Here is a 25,270-nt window from a genome sequence, read left to right as displayed (position 1 = left end):
TGATCAGTCCAGATCTTCGGTGATAATCCGGTCTTCGTCGACGCCCAGATCTTTCAGCGCCTGTTCGATATCGTCGATCATCGGCTCGGGACCGCAGATGTAGTATTTGCCCTTCGACGGCTCGATCTTGTCTGACAGGAAGTCCTTGTCGATCTTCTGCGTCTCGACACCCTTCCCGGCGATGTCCTGATCGGTGACGGTGAAGATCGTTTTCAGACCGTTCATCTGTTCGAACTCTTCGCGCAGGATGATGTCTTTTTCGGTCTCGTTGGAAAAGATCAGCGTGCAATCTTCCAGCGTTCCCTTGTCAGCCAGACGTTTGCGCATCACCGCGATAAAGGGCGTGATACCCGCGCCGCCTGCGATGAAATAACCCGGGCCTTCGTCGCTGATCGCGCCCCACGGCTCTTCGATGAGAACCTTGTCGCCCTTGGTCATCTTGCCGATCTGTTCGGTGACGCCGTCATGGTCGGGGTAGGATTTGATGACGAACTGCAGCTGATGTTCATCCGGCAGTGACACGAAGGTGAAAGGGCGTTTTTCGTCGCGCCAACCGTCCTTGTCCAAGGCCATGTCGACGGCCTGACCGGGGGTGAAATCAAAGCCTTCGGGCCGGTCAAACCACAGGTGGTGCGTGTCCGGCGTGACGGGTTCGATGCGTTGCAGCGTAAGTGTCTGGGTCATGAGGTATCTCCTTTGATACCTCAACCAGTGCGGCGCTTCGGTGGTTCCCTGCGGGCTTTACAGGTTTTCCGGCTGCGGCATGCCCAGAACGTGATAGCCGCCATCGACTCGGATGATCTCTCCACTGGTGAAGGCGCCTGCGTCAGAGGCCAGATAGACCGCCGTACCGCCGACCGCCTCCAACGTGGCGTTGGCGCGCAGGGGTGCATTCGCTTCGGTCTGGCGGAAGGTTTTGCGCGCACCAGAGATGGCCGCGCCCGCCAGCGTTTTCATCGGGCCGGGGGAAATCGCGTTGACGCGGATGCCATCGGGGCCAAGGTCATTGGCCAGATACCGGACAGCGGATTCCAGCGCTGCCTTGGCCACGCCCATCACGTTGTAATAGGGCGTCACGCGGGTCGAGCCGCCATAGGTCAGGGTCAGGATGGTGCCGCCCTCTTTCATCATCGGGGCCGCGCGGCGGGCCACGTCGATCAGCGAATAGCACGAGATATCAAGCGAGTTCTTGAAGTTCTCGCGGCTGGTGTTGATGAAACGGCCGCCCAGTTCGTCCTTGTTGGAATAGGCGATGGCATGAACGACGAAATCGATCTTGCCCCACTTGTCCTTCAGCTGGGCAAAGCCTGCATCCATCGACGCCTCATCGGTGACGTCCATATCGACGATGAAGTCCGAGCCGACGGATTGCGCCAGCGGCAGCACGCGTTTGCCAAAGGCTTCGCCTTGATAGCTGAACGCCAGCTCTGCGCCCGCTTCGGCCATGGCCTTGGCGATGCCCCATGCGATGGACCGTTCATTGGCGACGCCCATCACAAGGCCGCGTTTGTTTTCAAGAGACAACATCGGTACTTCCCCCAGACTTCGTCTTGGATGTGACCAATCTAACGACTGGCGTCAAGTTGTCGAAGGTTGTCCGGAACACCGATCACCAGACGTAGCGTTTGCGTCACAGCCGCCAAGACGGAACAAGGCGACCTGCGATGTGTTGGTCACAGGCGCGTGACATGCGCATCAACCGAACGGAGGCACAATGTTCGTAACCCTGACTTCTCTGGACGTCATTCTGCGCGCCGTGATCTTGTCCACGCTGGCGGTTTTCTGGGTCATCATGACCGTGCGGCTTGTGGGTCTGCGGGCCTTTTCCAAGATGACGGCGTTCGATTTCGTGGTGACGGTTGCTACAGGGTCGTTGCTGGCGGGCAGCTCTCAGGCGACGGAATGGTCGGGGTTCTGGCAAGGTGTGTTGGCCATCAGTACCCTGCTTGGCGTGCAATGGGCCGTGGCGCGGGCGCGACTGGCCAGCCTGACAGTCACGCGCGTTCTGCAGAACCGGCCTGTTTTGCTGATGAAAGACGGTGTGATTTTCGATGACACGCTATCGCGGACGCGAGTGACGCGCGACGATCTGATCGCCAAGCTGCGCGAAGCCAATGCGCTGAATTTCGATCAGGTCCGCGCTGTCGTGCTTGAAACAACGGGCAATATCTCGGTCCTGCATGGGGCCGAATACGATGATCGATTGTTAGAAGGTGTGACGGACCCGACGCGCGACTGACGCGCGTCGGGTATCCGATTAGTCGGTGTAGCTTAGTCGGTGTAGCGCGACAGCAGCATCGAGCCGTTGGTGCCACCGAACCCGAAAGAGTTCGTCATCACCGTATCCAGACCGGCGTTTTCCACCAGTTTGGTCGCGATCTCTTCGGGCTTCAGCGCCGGGTCCAACGTGGCCACGTTGATCGACGGCGTGATGAAGTCGTCCTTCAGCATCAGCAGGCAGAAGATTGCCTCCAACGCGCCAGCGGCACCCTGCGCGTGACCCGTCATCGACTTGGTCGAGCTGACGGGCGGCGTGGTGCCTTCGCCAAACACACGGCGGACGGCTTGGATTTCGCCCACATCGCCCACGGGGGTCGAGGTGCCGTGCGCGTTGATATAGCTGACCTTGCGGCCTTCGGGCAGGGTCGCGACGGCCAGACGCATCGCGCGTTCGCCGCCCTCGCCCGACGGGGCCACCATGTCGTGACCGTCGCTGGTGGCGGCGTATCCCGTCACCTCGGCATAGATCGTGGCGCCGCGGGCCAGTGCGTGATCCAGATCTTCCAGAACCACCATGCCGCCGCCGCCGGAAATGACAAACCCATCGCGGGATTCGTCGAAGGCGCGCGATGCGGTTTCGGGCGCGTCGTTATATTTGGACGACATCGCCCCCATCGCATCGAACAGGCAGGACAGGGTCCAGTCGAGTTCTTCACCGCCGCCTGCGAACATCACGTCCTGTTTGCCCAGCATGATCTGTTCCGCCGCATTGCCGATGCAATGCAGAGAGGTCGAGCAGGCCGAGGTGATCGAATAGTTGATGCCCTTAATCTTGAACGCGGTCGCGAGGTTCGCGGACACGGTGGACGACATGCATTTCGGCACCGCGAAGGGCCCGATCCGCTTGGTCGCACCGGTTTTCAGCACCGTCTGATGCGCGTCGAACATCGCGCTGGTGGACGGCCCGCCAGAGCCTGCCACCAGACCGGTGCGCGGGTTCGAGATGATGTCTTCGCCTAGGCCCGCATCCGCGATCGCCTGTTGCAGCGCGATATAAGCATAAGCCGCGCCGCCCCCCATGAAACGCAGGGTGCGTTTGTCGATATGTTCGGCCGGATCGATCTTGAGCGTTCCGGCAATCTGGCTGCGGAACCCGTGCTCTGCCATCTCGGGCGAGGCAACGATCCCCGATTTCCCCGCCTTCAGCGACGTGGTGACTTCTTCCGCATTGTTCCCGATAGAGGAGACGATCCCCAATCCGGTGACGACGACTCGGCGCATAACATATCCCTTGCTGTATTGTCGGTTATGTAGGGCATCGGGGCCCGGGCGTGCAAGGCGTAGCGGTCAAAGCGCTATCCCATCGCCGTGCAAGCCCCTGACGCGGGGCGTTACTTGGTTGCCTTACGGACGAATTGTGATTTCAGACCGATCGGCCCGACGCCGGGGATCTTGCAATCGATGTCGTGATCGCCGGGCACCAGCCGGATGTTCGTGACCTTGGTGCCGACCTTGACCGTCTGGGACGTGCCCTTCAGCTTGAGGTCTTTGATCACCGTCACGGTATCGCCGTCCTGCAGCACGTTGCCCACGCTGTCACGGATCACATCACCCTGTTCGTCTGACGCGGACCATTCATGCCCGCATTCCGGACAGACCAGCAGAGCGTCCATTTCGTAGGTGAAGGTCGAGGCGCAGTCGGGGCACGGGGGCAAAGGATCACTCATTCCACCGCCTTAGGGCATCGATGTGCTTTTGGATACGGTCAACGTGGTCGCAGCCTCGCGCTGCCGTGATCGGCTGATCGGGACGATCATGGAACCCCCCTAGCCCGCCGTTGGTTCGCTTTGAAAGAACTGGAGATTTTCATGCCAACCATCACCACCAAGAACCCCGCCACGGGCGAAGACCTGACCACCTACGACGTGATGTCCAAGGACGAGGCTTTTGCCAAGGTCGAGGCGAGCCACAAGTCGTTCGAGGATTGGCGCAAACTCAGCCACGAGGACCGTGGCAAGATCATGCGCCCCATCGCCGACATGCTGCGCGAATACAAAGGCGATATCGCCAAGCTGATGACCCAGGAGGTTGGCAAGCTGTACAAGGACGGCCTGACCGAGGTCGAACTGTGCGCGCAACTGTTCGAATACACGGCCGATCGCGGCCCAGAGGTTCTGAAAGACGAAGAACGGACACATTCCGGCGGCAAGAAACGCGGCGTGGTCACTTATCAGCCGATTGGCGTGATCTATTCGATCCAGCCGTGGAATTTCCCGCTGTATCAGCCGGTGCGCGTGCTGGCGGCGAACCTGATGGCGGGCAACGGATGCGTGCTGAAACACGCCGAGATCTGTACCGGCAGCGCCTTGATGCTGCGCGACCTGTGCATCAAGGCCGGCCTGCCCGAAGACCTGTTTCAGGTCATCATCATCGACCACGACACCAGTGACGAGGTCATCGCGCACAAACTGGTGCGCGGCGTGACCATGACCGGGTCTGACGGCGCAGGTAGCCACATCGGGTCTGTCGCGGCCAAGCACCTGAAGAAATCGGTGCTCGAGCTGGGGTCGAATGACGCCTATCTGGTGCTGGAACAGGCCGATATCGAAACGGCGGTCAAATTCTCGGTCATGGGTCGGCTTTATAATAACGGCCAGACCTGCGTCAGCGCCAAGCGGTTCGTTGTAACGGATAAGGTCTATGACGCCTTCGTTAATGCCTATGTCGACCAGATGGGTCAGATCCCTATGGGTGACCCGATGGATGAGGACACCAAGCTTGGCCCGCTGTCGAGTGAAGAGCAGCTGAACACCGTGCGTGATCAGGTCAAGGAAAGCGTCGAAAAAGGCGCTAAGATTGCCTGCGGCGGTGAGGTCGCGGATCGCACCGGGGCCTATTACCCCGCAACCGTGCTGACCGATGTGACGCCCGGCATGCCAGCCTATGACGACGAAATTTTTGGACCCGTGGCGGCTGTGATCCGCGCCAAGGACGACGAAGATGCGATGCGGATCGCCAACGACAGCAGATACGGCCTGGGCGGCGGCATCTTCTGTCAGGATGAAGAGCACGCCCTGCGACTGGCCCGGGAAGAGTTCGACACCGGCATGGTGCGCATCAACAACTTTGGCGCGGCCGATCCGAACATGCCCTTCGGTGGTGTCAAGGATTCTGGCTACGGGCGCGAACACGGCGGCTTTGGCATGACTGAATTCGTGAACATCAAAGCGGTGTTCCTGCCGTCCTAAGCGACAGCAACGACGTTACGACGGGCGGCCTGCGACGGGCCGCCCGCATTTTTCATTCGAAACATGGGGGGTCCATATGTCCCTGAATATTCTCGTGGCCGGTGCGACCGGCAAAACCGGGCAACTGGTCGTCAGCGAATTGCGCGACCGCGGCGTCAACCCGATTGCGCTGGTGCGCGAAAGCTCTGACACATCCGGCCTGCCGGAGGGCACCGATCTGCGCATGGGCGATCTGACCAATCTGTCCCCCGACGTCTGTGACGGGGTCGACGTGGTCGTTTTTGCCGCCGGTTCGGGCAGCAGCACCGGCGCCGACATGACCGACAAGGTAGACCGCGACGGTGCGCAGCGTCTGGTCGACATTGCCCAAAAGGCCATGGTCGCGCGGTTTGTGATGCTAAGTTCCATCGGCGCGGACAACCCGCCCGAGGATCACGAGATCGCGCATTACCTAAAGGCCAAGCACGCGGCGGACGAACACCTGAAGCATTCGGGCCTTGTCTATTCGATCCTGCGGCCCGTGGCGCTGAACGATGATCCCAAAACGGGCGACGTGGTGCTGGGCGAAAGCGTGGACCAGAAGGCCAAGGCGCGGCGCGCGGATGTGGCGGCTGTTCTGGCCGAGGCTGCGGTGACCGGCGATCACGACGGCAAAGCGCAGGATATGCAGACGGCATAATCTGTCCGCCTGTTGAAACAACAAAGGGGGCCATGCGGCCCCCCTTTTAACATGGAACAGGTCCGGCTTAGCTTTCGCTTAGCGCGACCTTCATGTCCTTGACCTGATAGATCACTTCGCCATCCGCTTCGACGATACCGTCGGCGACGCCCATGGTCAGGCGGCGGGTCTGGATCGCCTTGGTGAAATCCACCTTGTAGGTCAGCATCTTACGATCAGGACGCACCATCCCGGTCAGCTTGACTTCGCCCACGCCCAGCGCATAGCCGCGCCCCTGCCATCCGCGCCAGCCAAGGTTAAAGCCGGTCAGCTGCCACAATCCGTCCAGACCCAGACAACCGGGCATGATCGGGTTGCCGGGGAAGTGACAGTCAAAGAACCACAGGTCCGGGGTAATGTCGAATTCGGCGCGGACGTGGCCTTTGCCATGCTCACCACCGTCACCGCTGATGTCGGTGATCCGGTCCATCATCAACATCGGCGGTTCTGGCAGCTGCGCGTTGCCGGGGCCGAACAATTCGCCCCGCGCACATTTCAGCAGATCATCCCGGTCAAAGCTGGTCGGATACTCGGCCATGTCGACGGCCCCTTCTGGTTGTCGAAAAACTTCGCCCCCTCTAGCACCCACGTCCCGGCAGAGGCAAGGGCGCGGCCCTCGTCACCCCCATCCCGAAACCACAATCAGAGCAAGAGCATTGAATTCCTCGGTCGAAACCCCCTATATTCAGCAACGACCTAGCAATTGGACGTGGTGTACGCCCGGATGAAAGATATGGCTGACAATACTGCAACGAACTGGCTGACGAAGGGCGGTTTGCGCCCCACGCGCCAGCGTATGTTGCTGGCCGACCTTCTGGTGGGTGATGGCAAGAACCGCCACGTCACAGCGGAAAGCCTGTTCGCGTCGGTTCAGGAAACCGGTCAGTCGGTGTCCTTGGCGACGGTCTACAACACGCTCAAGGCGTTTTGCGATGCGGGTCTGATGCAGGAAATCACCGTGGACGGGTCGAAAAGCTATTTCGACACCAACATCGGCGATCACCCGCATTTCTACTGGGAAGACGAAGGTCACCTGACCGATGCACCTGCAGAACAGCTAAAGATCACCAGCCTGCCGGACATCCCTGAAGGCGCCGAACTGTCCAAGGTCGACGTGGTCATCCGCCTGCGCCGCCGTTAAGCGCGTCGCCCCGGCTGCGGCTGGATTTTGTAAAACCTCTTTCCCCTCGCGACCTTAGTGGTACGGTCTGGCAAAATTGTTTGCCTGAGCGGAAGGACGGTCCATGCCCTATTTCAACGCCCCGGACGGGGCCCGCCTGTATTTCGAAGAACAGGGCGAAGGTCTTCCCATCCTGTGCCTGTCGGGCTTGACCCGCAATTCCCGCGATTTCGACTTTGTTGCGCCGCATCTGCCGGGTGTTCGCCTGATCCGCATGGATTATCGGGGGCGCGGACTGTCGGAAAACACCGGCAAAGACACCTATGCCGTCCCGACCGAGGCGAAGGATGCCATCGCCCTGCTGGATCATCTGGGAATTGAAAAGGCCGCGGTCATCGGCACATCGCGCGGCGGGCTGATCGCGATGATCCTTGGCGCGATGGCGCACGACCGGCTTCTGGGCGTGGCCTTTAACGACATTGGCCCGGTGGTGGATGCGGGCGGCTTGGACGTGATCATGGGCTATCTGGGCGTGGTGCCGGATGCCCCGTCGCTGGACGTGCTGGCCCGGGCCAAGCTGACGGATCCGGCCTTTGACAATATCCCGGTCGAACGCTGGCGCACATTCCTGTCGCACAACGTCGAAGAAACCGGCGACGGGTTGGCGTTGAAATACGATCTGGCGCTGCGCGATGCGGTGGCTGCCGCGTTCGATCAGCCCGCGCCCGATCTGTGGCCCGTGTACGACCTGCTGGCGGATTTGCCCTGTTTGGTGATCCGCGGCGAAAACTCTGACCTCTTGTCCGCCGAAACGGTTCAGGAAATGGCGCGGCGACGGGACAACTTGATCGTTACAACCGTCCCGGACCGCGGACACATCCCGTTTCTTGACGAAGAAGAGGCGCTGACCGGTCTGCGCCTATGGCTGGAGAAGCTGCAATGAACATCGACATGATCCGCGCCGCGGCAGACCGTGCCGCTGGCGTCATCCGGCGCACGCCCTTGCTGTCGTCCCCGTTTCTGGACGACATCGCAGGACGCCGGGTTTTCGTCAAACCCGAGTGTCTGCAGCATACCGGTAGCTTCAAGGCGCGCGGCGCATGGTCCGCCTTGTCTGCGATGGAGCCTGAGGTCCGCAAGGCGGGCGTCATGGCCTATTCGTCCGGCAACCACGCGCAGGGCATGGCTTGGGCCGCCGCGCAGCATGGCGCACCCTGCGTGATCCTGATGCCATCCGATGCGCCCGCGTTGAAACGGGCCAATACAGCGGCGCTTGGGGCCGAAGTGGTGCTATATGACCGCACCACCGAAAGCCGGGAAGAGATTGGTGCGGCCATCGCCAATGAGCGTGGGTTGACGCTGGTCAAACCCTATGACGAACCGCAGGTGATCGCCGGACAGGGCACCGTCGGGCTGGAGATCGCGGAGCAGGCGCGCGAGGCGGGGATCGACCACGCCGATGTGCTGGTGTGCTGCGGCGGGGGCGGCCTGACCTCGGGCATCGCTTTGGCGGTTGAGGCCGAGGCACCGGGCCTGCGCGTCCGTCCGGTTGAGCCTGAGGGCTTTGACGATGTGGCCCGGTCGCAGGCATCTGGTACGATCCAGCGGAATGCGCAGATGGGCGGGTCGATCTGCGATGCGATCGTGACGCCGCAACCGGGCGATCTGACCTTTCCGATCATACAACGGCTCTGCGGGCCCGGTTTGGCGGTCACGGATGACGAGGCGCTTTATGCGGTCGCGCAGGCTTTTCTACGGCTCAAGGTCGTGGCGGAACCCGGCGGCGCGGTGGCCTTGGCGGCCGCCCTGCTGCGCAAGGATCAGATCGAAGACGAAGCGGTGATCTGTACGATTTCCGGCGGCAATGTGGACCCGGCGATGTTCACCGAAGCGCTGGCGAGACATGGGGACAAGACCTGATGTTCTTCGAAGACCTGACGGTGGGGTTCACATTTCACACGCCTGCGCATGTCTTTACCGAAGCGGACATCATGGACTACGCCCGCGTCTATGACCCCCAGCCGTTTCACATCGATCCCGAAGCCGCGGCGCAGTCGATTTACGGCGGGATCATCGCCAGTGGGTTGCAGACCTGCGCGGTGGCCTTTGCGCTGACGTTGAAGGCCAACATCTTGAACGAATCTTCGATGGGGTCGCCGGGGATGGACCGAATCCGGTGGCTGAAACCGGTGCGTCCGGGCGACGAAATCCGGGTTTTTGCTGAGGTTGTTGAACAGGTGCCATCTAAATCGCGCCCCGACAGGGGTCGCGTCGTGATCGACTATTCCGTGAGAAATCAAAAGGAAGACCTGATACTCACCTATTCGATCACACATATGCAGCGTAGACGCGCCCCGCAAAGTAATTGACACAGACAACTAACTTGAGTCACCTACCCGCCAAGGGGAGGCGAATATGCGAACTCAAGTCGTCATCATCGGTGGCGGGCCGTCCGGTCTGCTGTTGTCTCAGCTACTGCTGAAATCAGGCATCGACTCTGTCGTCCTAGAACGGAAAACCAAGGAATACGTTCTGTCGCGTATCCGCGCCGGCGTGCTGGAACGCGGCATGGTCAACCTGATGAAAGAGGTCGGGTTGGGCGACCGTTTGGAAGCTGAAGGTTTCGTCCATGATGGGACGCTGATCGCGGCCAACAACGAATCCTTCCGTATCGATTTTGCCAAACAGATCGGCACATCGGTGGTCGTCTACGGCCAAACCGAGGTCACGCGCGACCTGTACGAGGCGCGGGAAAAAGACGGCGGCGCGATTGTGTTCAACGTCGAAGACGTGGTGATCAACAACGCCAAGACCGACGCGCCCTATGTCACCTACAAGGTCGATGGGGTCGAGACACGGATCGATTGCGACTATGTCGCGGGCTGTGACGGGTTCCACGGCGTGTCCCGCCAGACCATCCCGCAGGACGTGCGCCGCGAATATGAAAAGGTCTATCCCTTTGGCTGGCTTGGTGTTTTGTCCGAAACACCGCCCGTGGATGACGAACTGATCTACGCAAATTCACCGCGCGGCTTTGCGCTGTGTTCGATGCGGAATGCGAATCTGTCGCGCTACTACGTGCAGTGCCCGCGGACCGACAAACCCGAAGACTGGTCCGACGACGCCTTCTGGGACGAGCTGAAGCGCCGCATCCCGGACGAGGCCGCCGACAAGCTGATCACCGGCCCGACCATCGAAAAATCCATCGCGCCGCTGCGGTCGTTTGTCTGCGAACCGATGCAATATGGCCGGCTGTTCCTGTGCGGGGACGCGGCCCACATCGTACCGCCGACCGGGGCCAAAGGGCTGAACACCGCGGCGTCGGACATCCATTACCTGTATCACGCGCTGCGCGATCATTATCTGGAAAAGGACGATGCGGGCATCGAAGGCTATTCCGCCAAGGCCCTGCTGCGCGTCTGGAAGGCCGAGCGGTTCAGCTGGTGGATGACGACCCTTCTGCATCGCTTCCCCGACCAGACGGAATTCGACCTGAAAATGCAGCAGGCGGAAATTGCCTTCTTGCGTGATAACGATGCTGCGCAGAAGGTCATGGCGGAAAACTATGTGGGGCTTCCGTACTGATGCGTATAGCAGAACTTGATGGGCTGGCGGTGCATTACCGCGACGATGGCGACCCGAACGGCGCGCCGGTGGTGTTCGCGAACTCTTTGGGCACCGATCTTCGGCTGTGGGACGCGGTACTGCAGCTGCTGCCCAAGGGTCTGCGATTCATCCGTTATGACAAACGCGGCCACGGCCTGACCCGCGCGACCCCTGCGCCCTATTCAATGGGCACGCTAGTGCGCGATGCCGAGCAACTGCTGGACCACCTGAACATCCGCGACGCGTTGTTTGTCGGCCTGTCTATTGGCGGGATGATCGGTCAGGGCCTTGCGGTGAAACGCATGGATCAGGTGCGGGCGCTGGTCATCTCGAACTCGGCCGCCAAGATCGGTGTTCCGTCGATGTGGGACGAGCGGATCGCGGCGGTGAAATCTTCGGGCATCGAACCGATGGCCGACGGGGTGATGGAACGGTGGTTCGGCAAGGCCTTCCGCGCGACGCCCGAACTGTCGGCCTGGCGCACCATGTTGACCCAGCAATCGGTCGATGGCTACGCGGGCTGTTGCGCCGCGATTTCCGGCACGGATTTCTATACGCCGACGTCTGGTTTGCGCCTGCCCGTACAAGGCATCGCCGGGTCCGAAGACGGATCCACCCCGCCCGATCTGGTGCGTGAAACCGTCGATCTGGTTCCGGGGTCCAAGTTCGCGCTGATCCGCGGGGCGGGGCATCTGCCCTGTGTCGAAAAGCCCGAAGACTACGCCGAGATCCTCACCGATTTCATAAAGGAGACAGGGCATGCCTGATCGCCGCCCCGCAGGGGAAGCCACCCGCCGGTCCGTTCTGGGCGAAGCCCACGTGAACAAATCTCAAGGCAATGCGACAGACTTTGACAAAGGGTTCGTTGACCTGATCACCGAAGGTGCCTGGGGCACGGTCTGGGCGTCGGATGCGATAAGCAAACGCGAACGGTCGATGATCACGTTGGCGCTTTTGGCCGGTCTTGGAAATTTCGAAGAATTTGAACTGCACCTGCGGGCGACGGTGAACACCGGCGCGACCAAGGAGGACATCCGCGAAGTGCTTCATCATGTGGCGATCTATGCTGGCGTGCCACGCGCGAACCACGCCTTCAAAGTCGCCCGTCAAATCTATGCCGAATTGGAGGCCAAGAATGACTGACGCCAACAGGGATCTGGGTCCGCTGATCCCCCGCAACCGGGATGTGCATCCGCCCGCATACGACATCGACTACAAGACCTCGGTCCCGCGCAGCCCGCGCTGGTCGCTGCTGTCGATGGAAAGCTCTCCGTCCGAGGAAACCGGCCCCACGTTCGGCCACGACATGCTGGGCGAATGGGACAACAATCTGATCATGAACTGGACGCGGGGCAAAGCGCCCGCAGTCGGCGAACGGATCTTGGTTCATGGTCGGGTGCTGGACGAAAACGCGCGGCCCGTGCCGCATACGCTGGTCGAGATCTGGCAGGCAAACGCCGGTGGCCGGTATCGCCACAAGAAGGATACGTATTTCGCCCCGCTCGACCCGAATTTCGGCGGCTGCGGGCGGACCATCACGGATGAGAATGGGTATTACGAATTCCTGACCATCCGTCCCGGGGCTTACCCTTGGCCGAACCGTGCCAATGACTGGCGGCCCATGCACATCCACTTTTCGATCTTTGGACATGCCTTTGGTCAGCGCCTGATTTCCCAGATGTATTTCGAAGGCGATCCGCTGATCTATCGCTGCCCCATCGCGGCAACGATCAAGGATCGCAGCCAGTTGGACACTCTGGTCGCGCCGCTGGACATGGCCAAAGCGCGTCCGATGGATTTCCTTGCCTATAAGTTCGACATCGTGCTGCGCGGGCGTCGTCAGACCATGTTCGAAAACAAGCTGGAGGGGATGTAAGATGGTACAGAAACTGGACAGTCTGATCGAAACCCCGTCCCAGACGGCAGGCCCTTACGTCCACATCGGCTGTATGCCGACCTACGCGGGCAATGCAGGTGCCTACGATCAGGAAATCGGGGGAAGCCCGATTGCCGATGGTGCCAAAGGTCAGATCATCGAGATCACCGGAGAGGTCATCGACGGCACCGGCTGGGCGCTGCGCGACGCGATGCTGGAATCCTGGCAGGCCGATGCAGCGGGCAAATTCCCCGGCCAAGACGGCGCGGACCCATCCGTTTCGGGCTTTTGCCGCTTCGCGGCAGACGCAGACAGCGGCAAGTTCACCCTGCGCACCGTCAAACCCGGGGCCGTTCCGGCGCGCGGTGGCGGAAAGCAGGCGCCCCATATCTCGATCTGGGTGGTGGCGCGCGGGATCAACGTCGGCCTTCAGACCCGGATTTATTTCGAAGATGAAGACAACGACAGTGACCCCCTGCTGGCGCGGATCGAACAGCGCCTGCGTGTGGATACCTTGATTGCCAAGAAGACCGGGGACGGTCAGTATACCTTTAACGTTGTCCTTCAGGGCGACAAGGAAACGGTATTTCTGGATATCTGATGACCCACTTCATCCTCGTGCACGGCGCCTGCCACGGCGCATGGTGCTGGCGTGACATTGTCCCTGCGTTACAAGCGCAGGGACATTCCGTATCGGCCATCGACCTGCCCGGACGCGGCGGCGGCGTTGCGGGATTGAGTTTGGCAGATCAAGCCGAGGCGGTTCTGGCGGCCTATGACGGGTCGGCCGTTCTGGTGGGCCATTCTGCGGGCGGTCTGGCGATTTCAGCCGCTGCCGAACGCGCGCCGGACCGGGTTGAACGTCTGATCTATGTCGCCGCGTTGATCCCCCAGAACGGCGATACGGTCGGCGGGCTTATGGGCGCGCTGACGGGGGAACGCGCAGAGGTGCGGTTCAAACGGGCCGAGGATAAGCTCAGCTATTGCTTTGATACCGATGGCGCGGGGCCGGCCCTGTATAATGATGCGGATCAGGCAACGATGGACTGGGCGCTAGAGCGGATTTGCTATGAACCCTCTGACCCGCACCGCGATCCGATCCAGCTGGGCGCGAATTTCGACAGCGCCGACAAGGCGGTCATCGTCTGCACCCAAGACCGGGTGATCCCTGCTGTGGATCAGGACCGGATGGCGGCTGGCATCACGGCCATCCGGCGCATGGACACGGGTCATTCGCCGTTCCTGTCCGACCCGGCCGGTCTGGCCAAACATCTGAACGACTTGGGGGCATAATGGCCGGTTCCGTCCACGACAGCGCAATCTATCACAAGCTTTTCGATGCGGGCGAGGCGTCAAAGCTGTTCACCGACACCGCAGAAGTGCGCGCGATGATGATCGTCGAAGGCGCGCTGGCCAAGGCACAGGGCGAATTGGGCATCATCCCGGAATTGTCCGCCAAGGCTATCCACCGTGCGTCACTGGAAATCGCGCTGGACCCAGGCGGTTTGGGCGCTGCGGCGGCGGTCAACGGCGTGCCGGTGCCGGGTCTGGTCACGGCCTTCCGGGACGAAATGCAAGCGCCGGAACACGCGCAGTACGTACATTGGGGCGCGACGTCCCAAGACATCGTGGACAGCGGTCTGATGCTGCGGCTGCGCCAGTTGTTGGGGCTGGTCGAAACCGCATTGCACGAAACCGTTCGCACGCTTGGCACATTGGCAGAAGACAACGCCGACCTACCGATGGCGGGGCGGACCTATGGGCAATATGCGACGCCCGTGTCCTTTGGGTCGGTCGTCGCAGGCTGGGGGCAGCCGCTGATCGACTGTCTGGCCGATTTGGAGGGGGTGAAGGCCTCTCTCCTCGTGTCGCTATCTGGCGCAGCCGGTACGGGATCGGTCTGGGGCGATAAGGCCCCTGCCCTGCGCGCGGCATTGGCCAAAGGCCTTGGCCTTGGTGATCCGGGCCGCAGCTGGCATGCGGATCGCAGCCCGGTCTTGAAGGTCGCCGAATGGCTGGCCCGCGTCTCGATCGCTTTGGCCAAGATGGGCGAAGACCTGACCATCATGGCGCAATCCGGTGTCGGCGAAATCCGTTTGGGTAAGGCGGGCGGATCGTCCACCATGCCGCAGAAACAGAACCCCGTGCAGCCCGCCGTTCTGGTGGCCACCGCGCGCCATGCGGTGGGATTGAACGCCACGCTGCAAGGCGCTGGCATGGCGCGCCAGCAGCGCGACGGTGCCGCGTGGTTCACCGAATGGATGGTGGTGCCCCAGCTTTGCTTGGCGGCGGCCGCCTGCGTGGAAACCGCCCGTCAGATGGTCCCGGGGCTGACCCCGAACGCGGACGCCATGAAAGCCGCCTTTGACCAGTCGCAAGGCCTGATGCAGGCCGAGGCGCTCAGCTTTCATTTGTCGTCCCACATGCCCCGCCCCGATGCGCAGGCCGAAGTGAAACGCCTGTGCAAAGAGGTGATCAGCTCTGGCGCGCAGCTTCAGGACGCGGCGCAGCAGGCCTTTCCGGATATCGACCTGAGCCCCGTTTTTGGCCCCGAAGGCCAGCTGGGCGACGCGGCCGATCAGGCCCGCGCATTTGCGAAAGCCGCCCGCGCCACTTGACGTTGCGGAAAATTCTTCCGAATAGTGGAATTCCAATCCGGCCTTGCCTAAGGTGCGCCTGAATGTACAGGTTTGGTCAATCACTGGGAGGATCACATGCAAAAGGTACGCGCGGCAGTATGCCGGGAATTCAACACGCCCCTTAAGATCGAAGAGGTCCAGCTGCGCGCGCCGGGCATGGGCGAAGTGGCTGTCGATATCGAAGCGGTGGCAATCTGCCATTCCGACATCTCGTTCTGGCAGGGCGGATTCGGCGGCGCATTGCCTGCAGTTTACGGCCACGAAGCGGCTGGTATCGTCACCTCGGTCGGTGACGGCGTTATGGGCATCAAAGAAGGCGACAGCGTCTGCGTCACGCTGATCCATTCCTGCGGCCACTGCACTCCCTGCCAATCGGGCAAGCCGACGATCTGCGCGACGCCCAAGGACAACATGGCAGGATCCCCCATCTCGGACGAGAATGGAGAGCCGATTTTCCAAGCTATGGCCTCGGGCGCTTTTGCGGAAAAGGTCGTGGTCGACCAGTCGCAGATCTGTGTGATCCCGGATGATATGGCCAAGGATGTGGCATCGCTGATTTCTTGCGGCGTGATCACCGGCGTTGGCGCGGCTGTTTTCGCCGCCGACATCGAAGTGGGTCAGGACGTCGTCGTCATCGGCGCAGGCGGTGTGGGTCTGAACGCCATCCAAGGCGCCAAAATCGCCGGGGCGCGCCGCGTCGTGGCCGTGGACATGCTGCCCGAAAAACTTGAAGTGGCTAAGGAATTCGGCGCGACCGACGTGGTTCTGGCCGAAGGCAAGCCTTGGTCCGAAGTGAAAAAGATGCTCGGCAAAGGCGCGGACGCTGTTCTGGTGACCGTCGGGGCCGCGCAGGTCTATGATCAGGCGCCGCGCTACCTTGGCGCTGGTGGTCGCGTCGTCATGGTGGGCCTGCCGCATGGTGACAAGACGTCCTCCTATTCGCCGCTGGTCATGGCCAACCAAGGTCAGGGAATCGTCGGGTCGATGATGGGCGACGTCGTGGTGAAACGCGACATTCCGTGGATCATCGACATGTACAAACAGGGTCGCCTGAAGCTGGACGAGCTGATTTCGGGACGCTGGACTCTGGATCAGGTCAACGAAGCGATCGAAGACACCAAGTCCGGCGCGGCCCGGCGCAACGTCATCGTCTTCAAGTAACGGATGCGGCTGGATAGCTGCGATATCATCATCACCGCCCCACCCGCACCGGGTTGGGGCGGTCAGTACTGGATATTGGTCAAGCTGACCACCGACACCGGGCTAATCGGCTGGGGCGAATGTTACGCCACCAGCGTTGGTCCGGATGCGATGCGCGCCGTGATCGCCGACGTGTTCAACCGGCACATGGCGGGCGAAAACCCAGAAAATATCGAACTGATGTTCCGCCGCGCCTATTCGGCGGGTTTCACGCAACGGCCAGACCCCACCGTGATGGGCGCGTTTTCAGGGCTAGAGATCGCGTGCTGGGACATCCTTGGCAAAGATCGGGGTCGCCCGGTCTGGGCCCTGCTAGGCGGCAAGATGAACGATCGTCTGCGGGCCTATTCCTACCTTTATCCGCTGCCGCACCATCCCTTGCCGGACTTCTGGACCTCGCCCGAGATGGCGGCAGAGAGCGCGGGCGATCTGATCTCGCGTGGCTATACGGCGGTGAAATTCGACCCTGCGGGGCCCTATACGATCCGCGGCGGACATAGCCCTGCGCTAACGGATATCGCCCTGTCAGCCTCCTTCTGCCGCGCCATTCGGGAGGCCGTGGGGACAAAGGCCGATCTGCTATTTGGCACACACGGACAGTTCACGGCGGACGGCGCGATCCGGCTGGCACAGGCCATCGCGGCTTATGACCCGCTGTGGTTCGAAGAACCGGTGCCACCGGATGATTGGGCGGGCATCGCCGCCGTACAGGCCGCGACAACCATCCCTGTATCCGCCGGGGAACGCCTGACGACCAAGGCGGAGTTCGCGGCGCTATTGCAGGCTGGCGTGCGTATTCTGCAACCCGCAGTGGGCCGCGTAGGAGGCATCTGGGAAGGCAAAAAGATCGCGACGCTGGCCGAAGCCGCGGGCGCACAGATTGCGCCGCATCTTTATGCGGGGCCGATCGAATGGGCCGCCAACATCCATCTGGCGACGAGTTGCCCGAACCTGCTGATGATTGAGACGATCGAAACCGCATTCCATAACGACCTGATCAAAGGTGCGATCAAGGTCGAGGGTGGCTTTGTTCGCCCCCCGGACACCCCGGGCCTCGGGATTGAGGTGGATGAGGATCTGGCCCGCGCGCACCCTTACACTGGCACCGCACTGCACCTTGAGATGCAGGAAGCGCCCTGTGATTACGCACAGGGCAACAGCTTTGCCGGGGGCGCGCCACGCGAATAAGCCACGCACTTGACCGGGATCTACACAAGGCCAGATCTACGTGGTAAAAACTTCGTCAGATACAACAAAGGATTGCCGCACTTGGCCGAGATTCAACCCTCAGTCTCTCCTCTCGAGATGGAGAAAAACGCCGAAAGCGCCGCCGCGTTTCTAAAGACGCTGGCGCATGAAGGGCGTCTGATGATCCTGTGTCACCTCGGCGGCGGCGAACGCTCGGTCGGGGAACTCGAAGAGCTTCTGGGCATGCGTCAGGCGGCGGTCAGCCAGATGCTCGCGCGACTGCGCGACGAAGGGTTCGTCAGCACCCGGCGCGACGGCAAAGCGGTGTATTACAGCCTCGCCAACGAACAGGTCTCCGAGGTCATCGGCCTGCTTTACCGTCAGTTCTGCGGCCCCACACAATGACCCAAGCCACCCACCCGGCCCCCGGCCTGACCCATGTCTGCGATCTGCACGTGGAACTGGACCCGATCCGCGAAATGGGACAGGGCCGCGCGGGTCATCGCCGCATCATCCCGATCATCGGAGGCCGCGTCGAAGGACCAAAGCTGAACGGCAAATTGCTGAACCTCGGTGCAGATTGGCAAACCATTTGGCCCAGTGGCGTCGCCGAACTGGACACGCGCTACGCGATGGAAACCCACGATGGCGCGGTGATCGAGATCATCAACTACGGCTATCGCCACGGACCCGAAGAGGTTCTAAAGCGCATCATGGCGGGCGAAGTGGTTCCGGCGGACCAATATTACATGCGCACGCAGGCGCGACTGGAAACCGGCGATCCGCGCTATGATTGGGTGAACCGCACGTTGTTCATCGGCACCGGATCGCGCCAGCAACTGGGTGTGACCGTATCTCTTTACACGGTGGACTAGGCGCCATTTCGGGGCGTTGCCCCATACGCACCTTTTCGGGGGCTTTGCCCAATGCGAACCTTCTCGGAAGCTTTGCCCCCGGGACCCCCAAGGTATTTTCGAACCAGAAGAACAAGGGACGTGGCCCCGACTTCTTTGGTCGTGAAAATATCCCCGCCGGAGGCACGCGCGTCAGCGCGTCACTTTGCCAGCCGCCCTTTGACTGCGCCCACGTCACGCATCATCGACGAAATATCCGTCCCGATTGCGGTAAAGCCGGACCCAAGGTCCATCAGCCGACGGGCGAAATCTTCGTTCAGCGTCAGGATGCCCGAGGGAACGCCGATCTTTTTCAGGCGGGAGAACCCGTCCTCGATCGCCGCCACCACGTCCGGGTGCGCCTGATTGCCGGGATGGCCCATAGAGCCTGACAGGTCCGCAGGACCGATGAACACCGCATCCACACCGTCGACCTGCGCGATGTCTTCCAAGTGCTCCATCGCGTCGACGGTTTCGACCTGCACGATCAGGCACAGCTCTTCCTCGGCGCGGGTCATATAATCTTTGACCATACCATAGCGCGACGCGCGGGTGCCGCCGGCCATGCCGCGGATGCCGCGCGGCGGATAGCGCATGGCAGTGACCGCTGCCTCCGCCTCTTCCACCGATTGGACGAAGGGGATCATCAACGTCTGCGCGCCCATGTCGAGGTAGCGTTTGATATAGGCCGGGTCGTTGGACACGGGCCGCACCACCGCCGAGACCTCGGGATAGGCCGCGATGGCCTGAAGCGAGGCGTGGACCTGAAACGCTTCGGTCGTGGTGTGTTCCGTATCAACCACGATCCAATCGAATCCATGGGCTGCGAGCGCTTCGGGCACGATAGGGCCAGCGATTGTGTTCCAGAAGCCGACCTGATGGCGGCCTTCTTTCAGCGCGGCTTTAAACCGGTTCTTGGGCAAATCCATGGGTTACGCTTTCAACAGAGTGGCGACGCGCTGGATGGCGAGGGCATAGCCTTGCACCCCACAGCCCGCGATGACGGCATCGGCACGGGCCGAGACATAGGAATGGTGGCGGAATGCCTCGCGCTTGTGGACGTTCGAGATATGCACCTCGATCACGGGGCCGTCGAAGGCGTTCAGCGCATCCAGAATTGCGACGGATGTATGGGTGTAGGCGGCCGGGTTGATGACGATGGCGGATGCGTCATGGCGGGCCTGATGGATCGCCTCGACAATCTCGCCTTCATGGTTCGACTGGAAGAAGGTGGTCGAGGTTCCCAGCACCTCTGCCGTGTCGGCACAAAGCTTTTCGACGTCGGCCAGCGTATCGGCCCCGTAGATTTCAGGCTGGCGCTGGCCCAGCAGGTTCAGGTTGGGGCCGTTCAGGATGGCGATGGGCTTGGTCATTGGGGCCTCGGGGTGGGTAACTCCGGGTGGTCATAGCATGTTTGGGCCATGACGCCATACGGTTGCTGATGTGCTGGAATGCGAAAGGGCGACCCTTGGGCCGCCCTTCGATAGTCAAACCTGAGGTCGGATCACATGCGTTCGATGGCCAGTGCGATGCCCTGACCACCGCCGATGCACATGGTGATCAGCGCCTTCGATCCGCCGATACGCTCAAGCTCGTACAGCGCCTTGACGGTGATTATCGCGCCGGTCGCGCCCACGGGGTGGCCCAGTGCGATCGCGCCGCCGTTGGGGTTCACCTTGGCCGCGTCGAGGCCAAGACCCTTGTTCACCGCCAGCGCCTGCGCAGCGAAGGCTTCGTTCGACTCAATCACGTCGAAATCTTCGACCGACAGGCCGGTGCGTTTCAACAGCATCTCGACCGCGGGGATCGGGCCGATGCCCATGACCTCGGGGCGGACACCTGCGTGTGCATAGCCAAGGATGCGGGCGCGCGGTTTCAGACCCGCCTTTTCCGCCGCCGAGGCACGGGCCATCACCAGCGCTGCCGCACCGTCGTTGATGCCGGATGCGTTGCCCGCGGTGACGGTGCCATCCTTTTTGAACGCCGGACGCAGACCTGCCAGACCTTCCAGCGTGGTGTTCGCCTTGACGTGTTCGTCGGTGTCGAAGGCCACTTCTTCGCGGCGCTGTTTCACCATGACGGGCACGATCTGGTCTTTGAAGTAGCCCGCTTCGATGGCGGCGGCGGCGCGCTTCTGGCTTTCCAGTGCGAATGCGTCCTGCGCCTCGCGGCTGATGTCATGTTCGCCAGACACGTTTTCCGCCGTCACGCCCATGTGGCCGGTGCCAAAGGGGCAGTTAAGCGCGCCCAGCATCATGTCTTGCGTGCGCACATCGCCCATCTTGGCGCCCCAGCGCTGATCGGGGATGATGAACGGCGACCGGGACATGCATTCCGCGCCGCCTGCCAGACCAAAGTCCGCATCGCCCAGCATCAGAGATTGCGCGACCGATACGATGGCCTGCGCGCCAGAGCCACACAGGCGGTTGACGTTCATCGCGGGGGTCGTGTCTGGGATGCCCGCATCGATTGCCGCCACGCGCGAGACGTACATGTCGCGCGGTTCGGTGTTGATGACGTGACCATAGGCAACGTGACCGATCTGACCACCTTCGACGCCCGCACGTTCCAGCGCGGCTTTGGCGACCACGGTGCCCAGCTGCGTCGGCGGGGTACCTGCAAGGCTGCCACCGAAGGTGCCGATTGCGGTGCGTGCGCCGCTGAGAATGACGATATCTTCCATAAGATCTCTCCCATTGGGGGCGGGCTGCGCCGCCAGTTAAGTCGTTGATGCCCCGCCGCGCCGCAAGTTGCAACGCAGAGGCCGCATGTTTGCGTGCTAGGGTGTCAGAGCCTGACGCCCGCTGTCGGTTAGCGTCCAGCAGTCACGGCCTTCGAAAACTGCGGCGACGAGAGGACGACCGTAGGCCGCGCCGCCATCCAGATCGATGCGATTGCCGAAATGCGTCGCCTGTTCCAGCGCGGTATGCCCGTGGACGACCAGTGTAGGGTGATCCCGGTCATCCGACAGAAACGGTTCGCGGATCCAGATCAGGTCTTCTTCGGTTTGATCGGCTAGGGGCACGCCGGGGCGGATGCCCGCGTGCACGAACAACAGACCGTCAAGGTGGATCAGATTTTCGAGGTTGTTCAGGAAATGGACGTGGGCGGCGGGAACGGCTTTGATCGCGTCGGCGTGGACCTCTTTGAACCGTCGGGTGTCATCGGCCGTCACGCCATAAGACCCCATGGTTTCGACGCCGCCGATGCGCGGATGGAACCAGTGCATCCCGACCATCCAGTGCGGATCCCAACGCGGCACAGGCTCCATAAACCATTGCATCATGCGGTCGTGGTTGCCACGCAGAAACCGCCAGTCGCGTCCTGCGTCCCGTCCCGCGATCAGCCGGTCCAGCACACTACGGCTGTCGGGACCGCGGTCAACGTAATCGCCCAGAAAGATGATCCGTGCGTCATTGCCACCGTCCGCTTCGATATGGGTCAGGACACGGTCCAATTGGTCGGCGTGACCGTGAATATCGGGAATGACGTAAAGGGGGGCGTTCGGCATGAGGTGGCGCGGCTCGCTTTCGGGGATGGACTGCCTGCAAGGTAGGGTGGCCCGACGCCAAGCAACAGGTCCGAAGTGAAAACGCCGCCCCCTTGGATGGGGACGGCGCAGGATCAGGTTGTCAGATCAGACCGCGTCGAAGGTCAGCGGCTTGATCTGGCGGAACTTGCCAGTGTCGGCCAGCGCCTTGAGCGCGGTATCGCTCGGCGCGTCGTCGAGGTACAGCAGCGCGATCGCTTCGCCACCCGCTGCCGCGCGGCCAAGGGTAAAGTTCGCGATGTTTGCGCCGTGTTCCCCAAGGGTCGAGCCAAGTGTCCCGATGATGCCCGGCACGTCTTCGTTCGTGGTATAGAGCATGTGGGGACCGACCTCGGCATCGACGTTGATGCCTTTGATCTGGATAAAGCGCGGCTTGCCGTCGCTAAAGACCGTGCCCGCGACAGAGCGTTCCCGCTTTTCGGTGACAACGGTGACTTTGATGTAACCTTCGAACGCGCCGGATTTGTCCTGATTGGTGGTCGAGATTTGGATGCCGCGTTCCTTGGCGACGACCGGAGCCGAGACAAGGTTCACGTCCGGGTTCGATTTCTTCATGATCCCCGCAATGACCGAGCAGTTGAGCGCGGCAAGGTTCATGTCGGCCACGACGCCATCGTAGAGGATGTTGATCGCCTTGACCGGTTCGTCCGTCATCTGGCCGATGAACGCGCCCAGATGGCCAGACAGCGCGACCCAGGGGCCCATGACCTTGGCTTCTTCGGCGGTCATCGACGGCATGTTCAGGGCGTTTTCCACCGCACCGTCGATCAGATAGTTGGACATCTGTTCCGCGACCTGAAGGGCCACGTTTTCCTGTGCTTCGGTCGTGGATGCGCCCAGGTGCGGCGTGCAGACGACGTTGGGCAGGTTGAACAGCACGTTTTCCGTCGCCGGTTCTTCGGCGAAAACGTCAAAGCCAGCGCCAGCGACATGGCCGGATTTCAGCAGCTCGGCCAGCGCCTCTTCGTCGACCAAACCGCCACGGGCACAGTTGATGATGCGCACGCCCTTCTTGGTTTTGGCAAGGTTTTCCTTGGACAGGATGTTGCGCGTCTGATCGGTCAGCGGCACGTGCAGGGTGATGAAGTCCGCGCGGGACAGCAGTTCGTCCAGCTCGACCTTTTCGACGCCCATCTTCTCGGCCTTTTCTTCGCCAAGGAAGGGGTCGTAGGCCACGACCTTCATCTTCAGGCCACGGGCGCGGTCGCAGACGATGCCACCGATGTTGCCCGCGCCGATGACGCCAAGGGTCTTGCCGGTCAGTTCCACGCCCATGAACTTGGACTTTTCCCACTTGCCCGCGTGGGTCGAAGCGGACGCTTCGGGCAGTTGGCGGGCAACGGCGAACATCATCGCGATGGCGTGTTCGGCAGTCGTGATCATGTTGCCGAAGGGCGTGTTCATGACGATCACGCCTTTTTTCGACGCGGCGTCTTTGTCTACGTTGTCGGTGCCGATGCCTGCACGGCCAACGACCTTCAGGTTGTCGGCTTTTTCCAGCAGGGCGGCAGTGACCTTAGTGTTGGACCGGATGGCAAGACCGTCATACTGGCCAATCACCTCGGCCAGCTTTTCCTTGTCCTTACCAAGGTCGGGCATGAAATCCACATCGATGCCGCGGTCGCGGAAGATCTGAACGGCGGTTTCCGAAAGCTTGTCGGATACGAGTACTTTGGGGGCCATGGTGGGCGCTCCTCAATTTGATATGTCTTGATTTGTCGGGCGAAGGCGGGGTGAACCCCGCCCTACGAGTGTCAGGGGTGTAGGGCGGGGTTCACCCCGCCACACCGTTACTGCGCTGCGATCTCGGCGTCGAAGGCGTATTCCAGCCAGGGCATCAGGGCTTCGACGTCTGACGTCTCGACCGTGGCACCACACCAGATCCGCAGACCGGCGGGGGCGTCACGATAGGCGCCAATGTCCAGTGCCACGCCTTCGGCCTCCAGCCGTTTGGCAACGGCCTTGGCAAAGGTTGCGCCGTCCTTGATGCGATCGTCCGTGAACTTCAGGCAGACAGAGGTGTTGGACCGCGTCGCCGGATCAACGGCGAGGTTGGCGATCCAATCCTTCTGATCGCAGAAATCCCAGATGACCTTGGCGTTGGCCGTCGCGCGATCCATCAGGCCCTTCAGCCCACCGACCGAGCGCGCCCAATCCAGCGCGACAAGGTAATCTTCGACCGCCAGCATGGAGGGCGTGTTGATCGTTTCACCCTTGAAGATACCGTCGATCAGCTTGCCGCCTTTGGTCATGCGGAAGATCTTCGGCATCGGCCATGCGGGGGTGTAGGATTCCAGACGTTCGACCGCGCGGGGCGACAGGATCAGCATCCCATGCGCCGCTTCGCCGCCCATCACCTTCTGCCAAGAGAAGGTGGTCACATCCAATTTGTCCCACGGCAGGTCCTGCGCGAAGGCGGCACTGGTCGCGTCGCAGATGGTCAGGCCTTCGCGGTCTGCCGGGATCGCGTTGCCATTGGGGACACGCACGCCCGAGGTCGTGCCGTTCCAAGTGAAAACCACGTCGGTGTCGAAGTCCACGGTAGCGAAATCGACGATTTCACCATAACCGGCTTCTTTCACTTCGGCGTCGATCTTCAGCTGTTTGACCACGTCGGTGACCCAGCCAGAGCCAAAGCTTTCCCATGCGATCATCGTCGCCTTGCGCGCGCCGAGCAGGGACCACATGGCCATTTCGACCGCGCCGGTGTCGGACGCGGGAACAATGCCGATCTTGTAGTCAGCGGGGATGCCCAGAATGTCGCGCGTTTCTTCGATCGCGGCTTTCAGCTTTTCCTTGCCAATCGCAGCACGGTGCGACCGACCCAAAGCGGCGTCGGACAATTTGGACAGTTCAAATGTGGGGATCTTGGCACAGGGGCCAGAGGAGAATCGCGGATTAGCCGGCCGCGATGCCGGAGCGTTGTTCGCCATTGATGGTAACCTTCCAGTCAAGCGCCCCTCGTTGGGGAGGGGTGTCCCGCCGCCGCATATAGGCCTGATTCCGTAAACA

At 61.6% G+C, this 25,270-nt stretch carries 29 protein-coding genes; 18 read left to right on the top strand and 11 right to left on the bottom strand.

Going from position 1 to position 25,270, the window contains the following annotated elements:
* Nucleotides 1-3: 3 nt before the first annotated feature.
* Nucleotides 4-684, bottom strand: coding sequence for a ferredoxin reductase domain-containing protein (locus ACI3GR_RS01150; RefSeq protein ID WP_407491970.1), 681 nt, complete (start codon nucleotides 682-684; stop codon nucleotides 4-6).
* A 57-nt stretch (nucleotides 685-741) separates the two neighbouring features.
* Entirely contained in the window at nucleotides 742-1,527 is a 786-nt protein-coding gene (locus ACI3GR_RS01145) for an enoyl-ACP reductase FabI (protein ID WP_407491968.1), read from the bottom strand.
* 187 nt (nucleotides 1,528-1,714) lie between these two features.
* Between ACI3GR_RS01145 and ACI3GR_RS01140 the strand changes: the two genes are divergently transcribed.
* Entirely contained in the window at nucleotides 1,715-2,239 is a 525-nt protein-coding gene (locus tag ACI3GR_RS01140; RefSeq protein WP_407491967.1) for a DUF421 domain-containing protein, read from the top strand.
* 32 nt (nucleotides 2,240-2,271) lie between these two features.
* Here the strand turns inward: ACI3GR_RS01140 and fabB are convergent, their stop codons facing one another.
* Together fabB and ACI3GR_RS01130 are read right to left on the bottom strand one after the other, a co-directional pair.
* Nucleotides 2,272-3,501 carry a beta-ketoacyl-ACP synthase I gene (fabB, locus tag ACI3GR_RS01135; RefSeq protein WP_407491965.1) on the bottom strand — a complete coding sequence of 410 codons (1,230 nt, stop codon included), beginning with the start codon at nucleotides 3,499-3,501 and terminating at the stop codon, nucleotides 2,272-2,274.
* A 110-nt stretch (nucleotides 3,502-3,611) separates the two neighbouring features.
* Entirely contained in the window at nucleotides 3,612-3,947 is a 336-nt protein-coding gene (locus tag ACI3GR_RS01130; protein WP_407491964.1) for a zinc ribbon domain-containing protein YjdM, read from the bottom strand.
* A gap of 141 nt (nucleotides 3,948-4,088) precedes the next feature.
* Here ACI3GR_RS01130 and ACI3GR_RS01125 point away from each other — a divergent pair, with 141 nt between their 5' ends.
* Nucleotides 4,089-5,468 (top strand): NAD-dependent succinate-semialdehyde dehydrogenase, encoded by a 1,380-nt coding sequence (locus ACI3GR_RS01125; protein ID WP_407491963.1) that lies wholly within the window; start codon nucleotides 4,089-4,091, stop codon nucleotides 5,466-5,468.
* A gap of 76 nt (nucleotides 5,469-5,544) precedes the next feature.
* A complete protein-coding gene (locus tag ACI3GR_RS01120) occupies nucleotides 5,545-6,147 on the top strand; it encodes an SDR family oxidoreductase (RefSeq protein WP_407491962.1) in 603 nt (200 codons plus the stop codon).
* A 67-nt stretch (nucleotides 6,148-6,214) separates the two neighbouring features.
* Here the strand turns inward: ACI3GR_RS01120 and fabA are convergent, their stop codons facing one another.
* Entirely contained in the window at nucleotides 6,215-6,724 is a 510-nt protein-coding gene (fabA, locus tag ACI3GR_RS01115) for a bifunctional 3-hydroxydecanoyl-ACP dehydratase/trans-2-decenoyl-ACP isomerase (RefSeq protein WP_407491961.1), read from the bottom strand.
* 186 nt (nucleotides 6,725-6,910) lie between these two features.
* Between fabA and irr the strand changes: the two genes are divergently transcribed.
* The 15 genes from irr (at nucleotide 6,911) to ACI3GR_RS01040 (ending at nucleotide 18,690) form a co-directional block, all read left to right on the top strand.
* The gene (irr, locus tag ACI3GR_RS01110; RefSeq protein ID WP_407491959.1) at nucleotides 6,911-7,327 is read left to right on the top strand and encodes a Fur family transcriptional regulator Irr; all 417 of its coding nucleotides are present in this window, start codon (nucleotides 6,911-6,913) and stop codon (nucleotides 7,325-7,327) included.
* 103 nt (nucleotides 7,328-7,430) lie between these two features.
* Nucleotides 7,431-8,249 carry an alpha/beta fold hydrolase gene (locus ACI3GR_RS01105; protein ID WP_407491958.1) on the top strand — a complete coding sequence of 273 codons (819 nt, stop codon included), beginning with the start codon at nucleotides 7,431-7,433 and terminating at the stop codon, nucleotides 8,247-8,249.
* Nucleotides 8,246-9,226 carry a threonine ammonia-lyase gene (locus tag ACI3GR_RS01100; RefSeq protein WP_407491957.1) on the top strand — a complete coding sequence of 327 codons (981 nt, stop codon included), beginning with the start codon at nucleotides 8,246-8,248 and terminating at the stop codon, nucleotides 9,224-9,226. Before ACI3GR_RS01105 ends, ACI3GR_RS01100 begins: the two co-directional genes overlap by 4 nt.
* Nucleotides 9,226-9,675, top strand: coding sequence for a MaoC family dehydratase (locus ACI3GR_RS01095; protein ID WP_407491955.1), 450 nt, complete (start codon nucleotides 9,226-9,228; stop codon nucleotides 9,673-9,675). The genes ACI3GR_RS01100 and ACI3GR_RS01095 overlap by 1 nt, the downstream gene beginning before the upstream one ends.
* A 46-nt stretch (nucleotides 9,676-9,721) precedes the next feature.
* Entirely contained in the window at nucleotides 9,722-10,891 is a 1,170-nt protein-coding gene (pobA, locus tag ACI3GR_RS01090) for a 4-hydroxybenzoate 3-monooxygenase (RefSeq protein WP_407491954.1), read from the top strand.
* Nucleotides 10,891-11,679 (top strand): 3-oxoadipate enol-lactonase, encoded by a 789-nt coding sequence (gene pcaD, locus ACI3GR_RS01085; RefSeq protein WP_407491952.1) that lies wholly within the window; start codon nucleotides 10,891-10,893, stop codon nucleotides 11,677-11,679. Before pobA ends, pcaD begins: the two co-directional genes overlap by 1 nt.
* Nucleotides 11,672-12,055, top strand: coding sequence for a 4-carboxymuconolactone decarboxylase (gene pcaC, locus ACI3GR_RS01080; RefSeq protein ID WP_407491951.1), 384 nt, complete (start codon nucleotides 11,672-11,674; stop codon nucleotides 12,053-12,055). The genes pcaD and pcaC overlap by 8 nt, the downstream gene beginning before the upstream one ends.
* Nucleotides 12,048-12,788, top strand: coding sequence for a protocatechuate 3,4-dioxygenase subunit beta (gene pcaH / locus ACI3GR_RS01075; protein ID WP_407491949.1), 741 nt, complete (start codon nucleotides 12,048-12,050; stop codon nucleotides 12,786-12,788). The genes pcaC and pcaH overlap by 8 nt, the downstream gene beginning before the upstream one ends.
* A gap of 1 nt (nucleotide 12,789) precedes the next feature.
* Entirely contained in the window at nucleotides 12,790-13,389 is a 600-nt protein-coding gene (pcaG, locus tag ACI3GR_RS01070; RefSeq protein WP_407491948.1) for a protocatechuate 3,4-dioxygenase subunit alpha, read from the top strand.
* Complete coding sequence (locus tag ACI3GR_RS01065) at nucleotides 13,389-14,081, top strand: alpha/beta fold hydrolase (RefSeq protein ID WP_407491946.1); 693 nt, start codon at nucleotides 13,389-13,391, stop codon at nucleotides 14,079-14,081. The genes pcaG and ACI3GR_RS01065 overlap by 1 nt, the downstream gene beginning before the upstream one ends.
* Nucleotides 14,081-15,406: a lyase family protein gene (locus ACI3GR_RS01060; RefSeq protein ID WP_407491945.1), complete on the top strand. Its 1,326-nt coding sequence runs from the start codon at nucleotides 14,081-14,083 to the stop codon at nucleotides 15,404-15,406. Before ACI3GR_RS01065 ends, ACI3GR_RS01060 begins: the two co-directional genes overlap by 1 nt.
* Before the next feature lie 96 nt (nucleotides 15,407-15,502).
* Nucleotides 15,503-16,588, top strand: coding sequence for a zinc-binding dehydrogenase (locus ACI3GR_RS01055; RefSeq protein ID WP_407491943.1), 1,086 nt, complete (start codon nucleotides 15,503-15,505; stop codon nucleotides 16,586-16,588).
* A 3-nt stretch (nucleotides 16,589-16,591) separates the two neighbouring features.
* Nucleotides 16,592-17,815, top strand: coding sequence for a mandelate racemase/muconate lactonizing enzyme family protein (locus ACI3GR_RS01050; protein WP_407491942.1), 1,224 nt, complete (start codon nucleotides 16,592-16,594; stop codon nucleotides 17,813-17,815).
* 117 nt (nucleotides 17,816-17,932) lie between these two features.
* Nucleotides 17,933-18,220 carry an ArsR/SmtB family transcription factor gene (locus ACI3GR_RS01045; protein ID WP_407493579.1) on the top strand — a complete coding sequence of 96 codons (288 nt, stop codon included), beginning with the start codon at nucleotides 17,933-17,935 and terminating at the stop codon, nucleotides 18,218-18,220.
* The gene (locus tag ACI3GR_RS01040; protein WP_407491940.1) at nucleotides 18,217-18,690 is read left to right on the top strand and encodes a DUF3237 domain-containing protein; all 474 of its coding nucleotides are present in this window, start codon (nucleotides 18,217-18,219) and stop codon (nucleotides 18,688-18,690) included. Before ACI3GR_RS01045 ends, ACI3GR_RS01040 begins: the two co-directional genes overlap by 4 nt.
* A gap of 179 nt (nucleotides 18,691-18,869) precedes the next feature.
* On the opposite strand, the gene ACI3GR_RS01035 is transcribed toward ACI3GR_RS01040, so the two are convergent.
* The 6 genes from ACI3GR_RS01035 to ACI3GR_RS01010 form a co-directional block, all read right to left on the bottom strand.
* Nucleotides 18,870-19,637, bottom strand: coding sequence for an HpcH/HpaI aldolase family protein (locus ACI3GR_RS01035; protein ID WP_407491939.1), 768 nt, complete (start codon nucleotides 19,635-19,637; stop codon nucleotides 18,870-18,872).
* Nucleotides 19,638-19,640: 3 nt separating this feature from the next.
* Nucleotides 19,641-20,081: a type II 3-dehydroquinate dehydratase gene (aroQ, locus tag ACI3GR_RS01030; protein ID WP_407491937.1), complete on the bottom strand. Its 441-nt coding sequence runs from the start codon at nucleotides 20,079-20,081 to the stop codon at nucleotides 19,641-19,643.
* Between the two features lie 131 nt (nucleotides 20,082-20,212).
* Complete coding sequence (locus ACI3GR_RS01025) at nucleotides 20,213-21,391, bottom strand: acetyl-CoA C-acyltransferase family protein (protein WP_407491936.1); 1,179 nt, start codon at nucleotides 21,389-21,391, stop codon at nucleotides 20,213-20,215.
* Between the two features lie 96 nt (nucleotides 21,392-21,487).
* Nucleotides 21,488-22,219: a metallophosphoesterase family protein gene (locus ACI3GR_RS01020; RefSeq protein WP_407491934.1), complete on the bottom strand. Its 732-nt coding sequence runs from the start codon at nucleotides 22,217-22,219 to the stop codon at nucleotides 21,488-21,490.
* Nucleotides 22,220-22,345: 126 nt separating this feature from the next.
* Nucleotides 22,346-23,941, bottom strand: coding sequence for a phosphoglycerate dehydrogenase (gene serA / locus ACI3GR_RS01015; protein WP_407491933.1), 1,596 nt, complete (start codon nucleotides 23,939-23,941; stop codon nucleotides 22,346-22,348).
* 107 nt (nucleotides 23,942-24,048) lie between these two features.
* Nucleotides 24,049-25,191 carry a phosphoserine transaminase gene (locus ACI3GR_RS01010; protein WP_407491931.1) on the bottom strand — a complete coding sequence of 381 codons (1,143 nt, stop codon included), beginning with the start codon at nucleotides 25,189-25,191 and terminating at the stop codon, nucleotides 24,049-24,051.
* Nucleotides 25,192-25,270 lie beyond the last annotated feature (79 nt).

The organism is Pseudooceanicola aestuariicola, assembly GCF_045763785.1.
Lineage (GTDB): Bacteria > Pseudomonadota > Alphaproteobacteria > Rhodobacterales > Rhodobacteraceae > Pseudooceanicola.
Note: the sequence above shows the minus strand (reverse complement) of the source record. Positions and strands in the feature narration are given on the sequence as shown.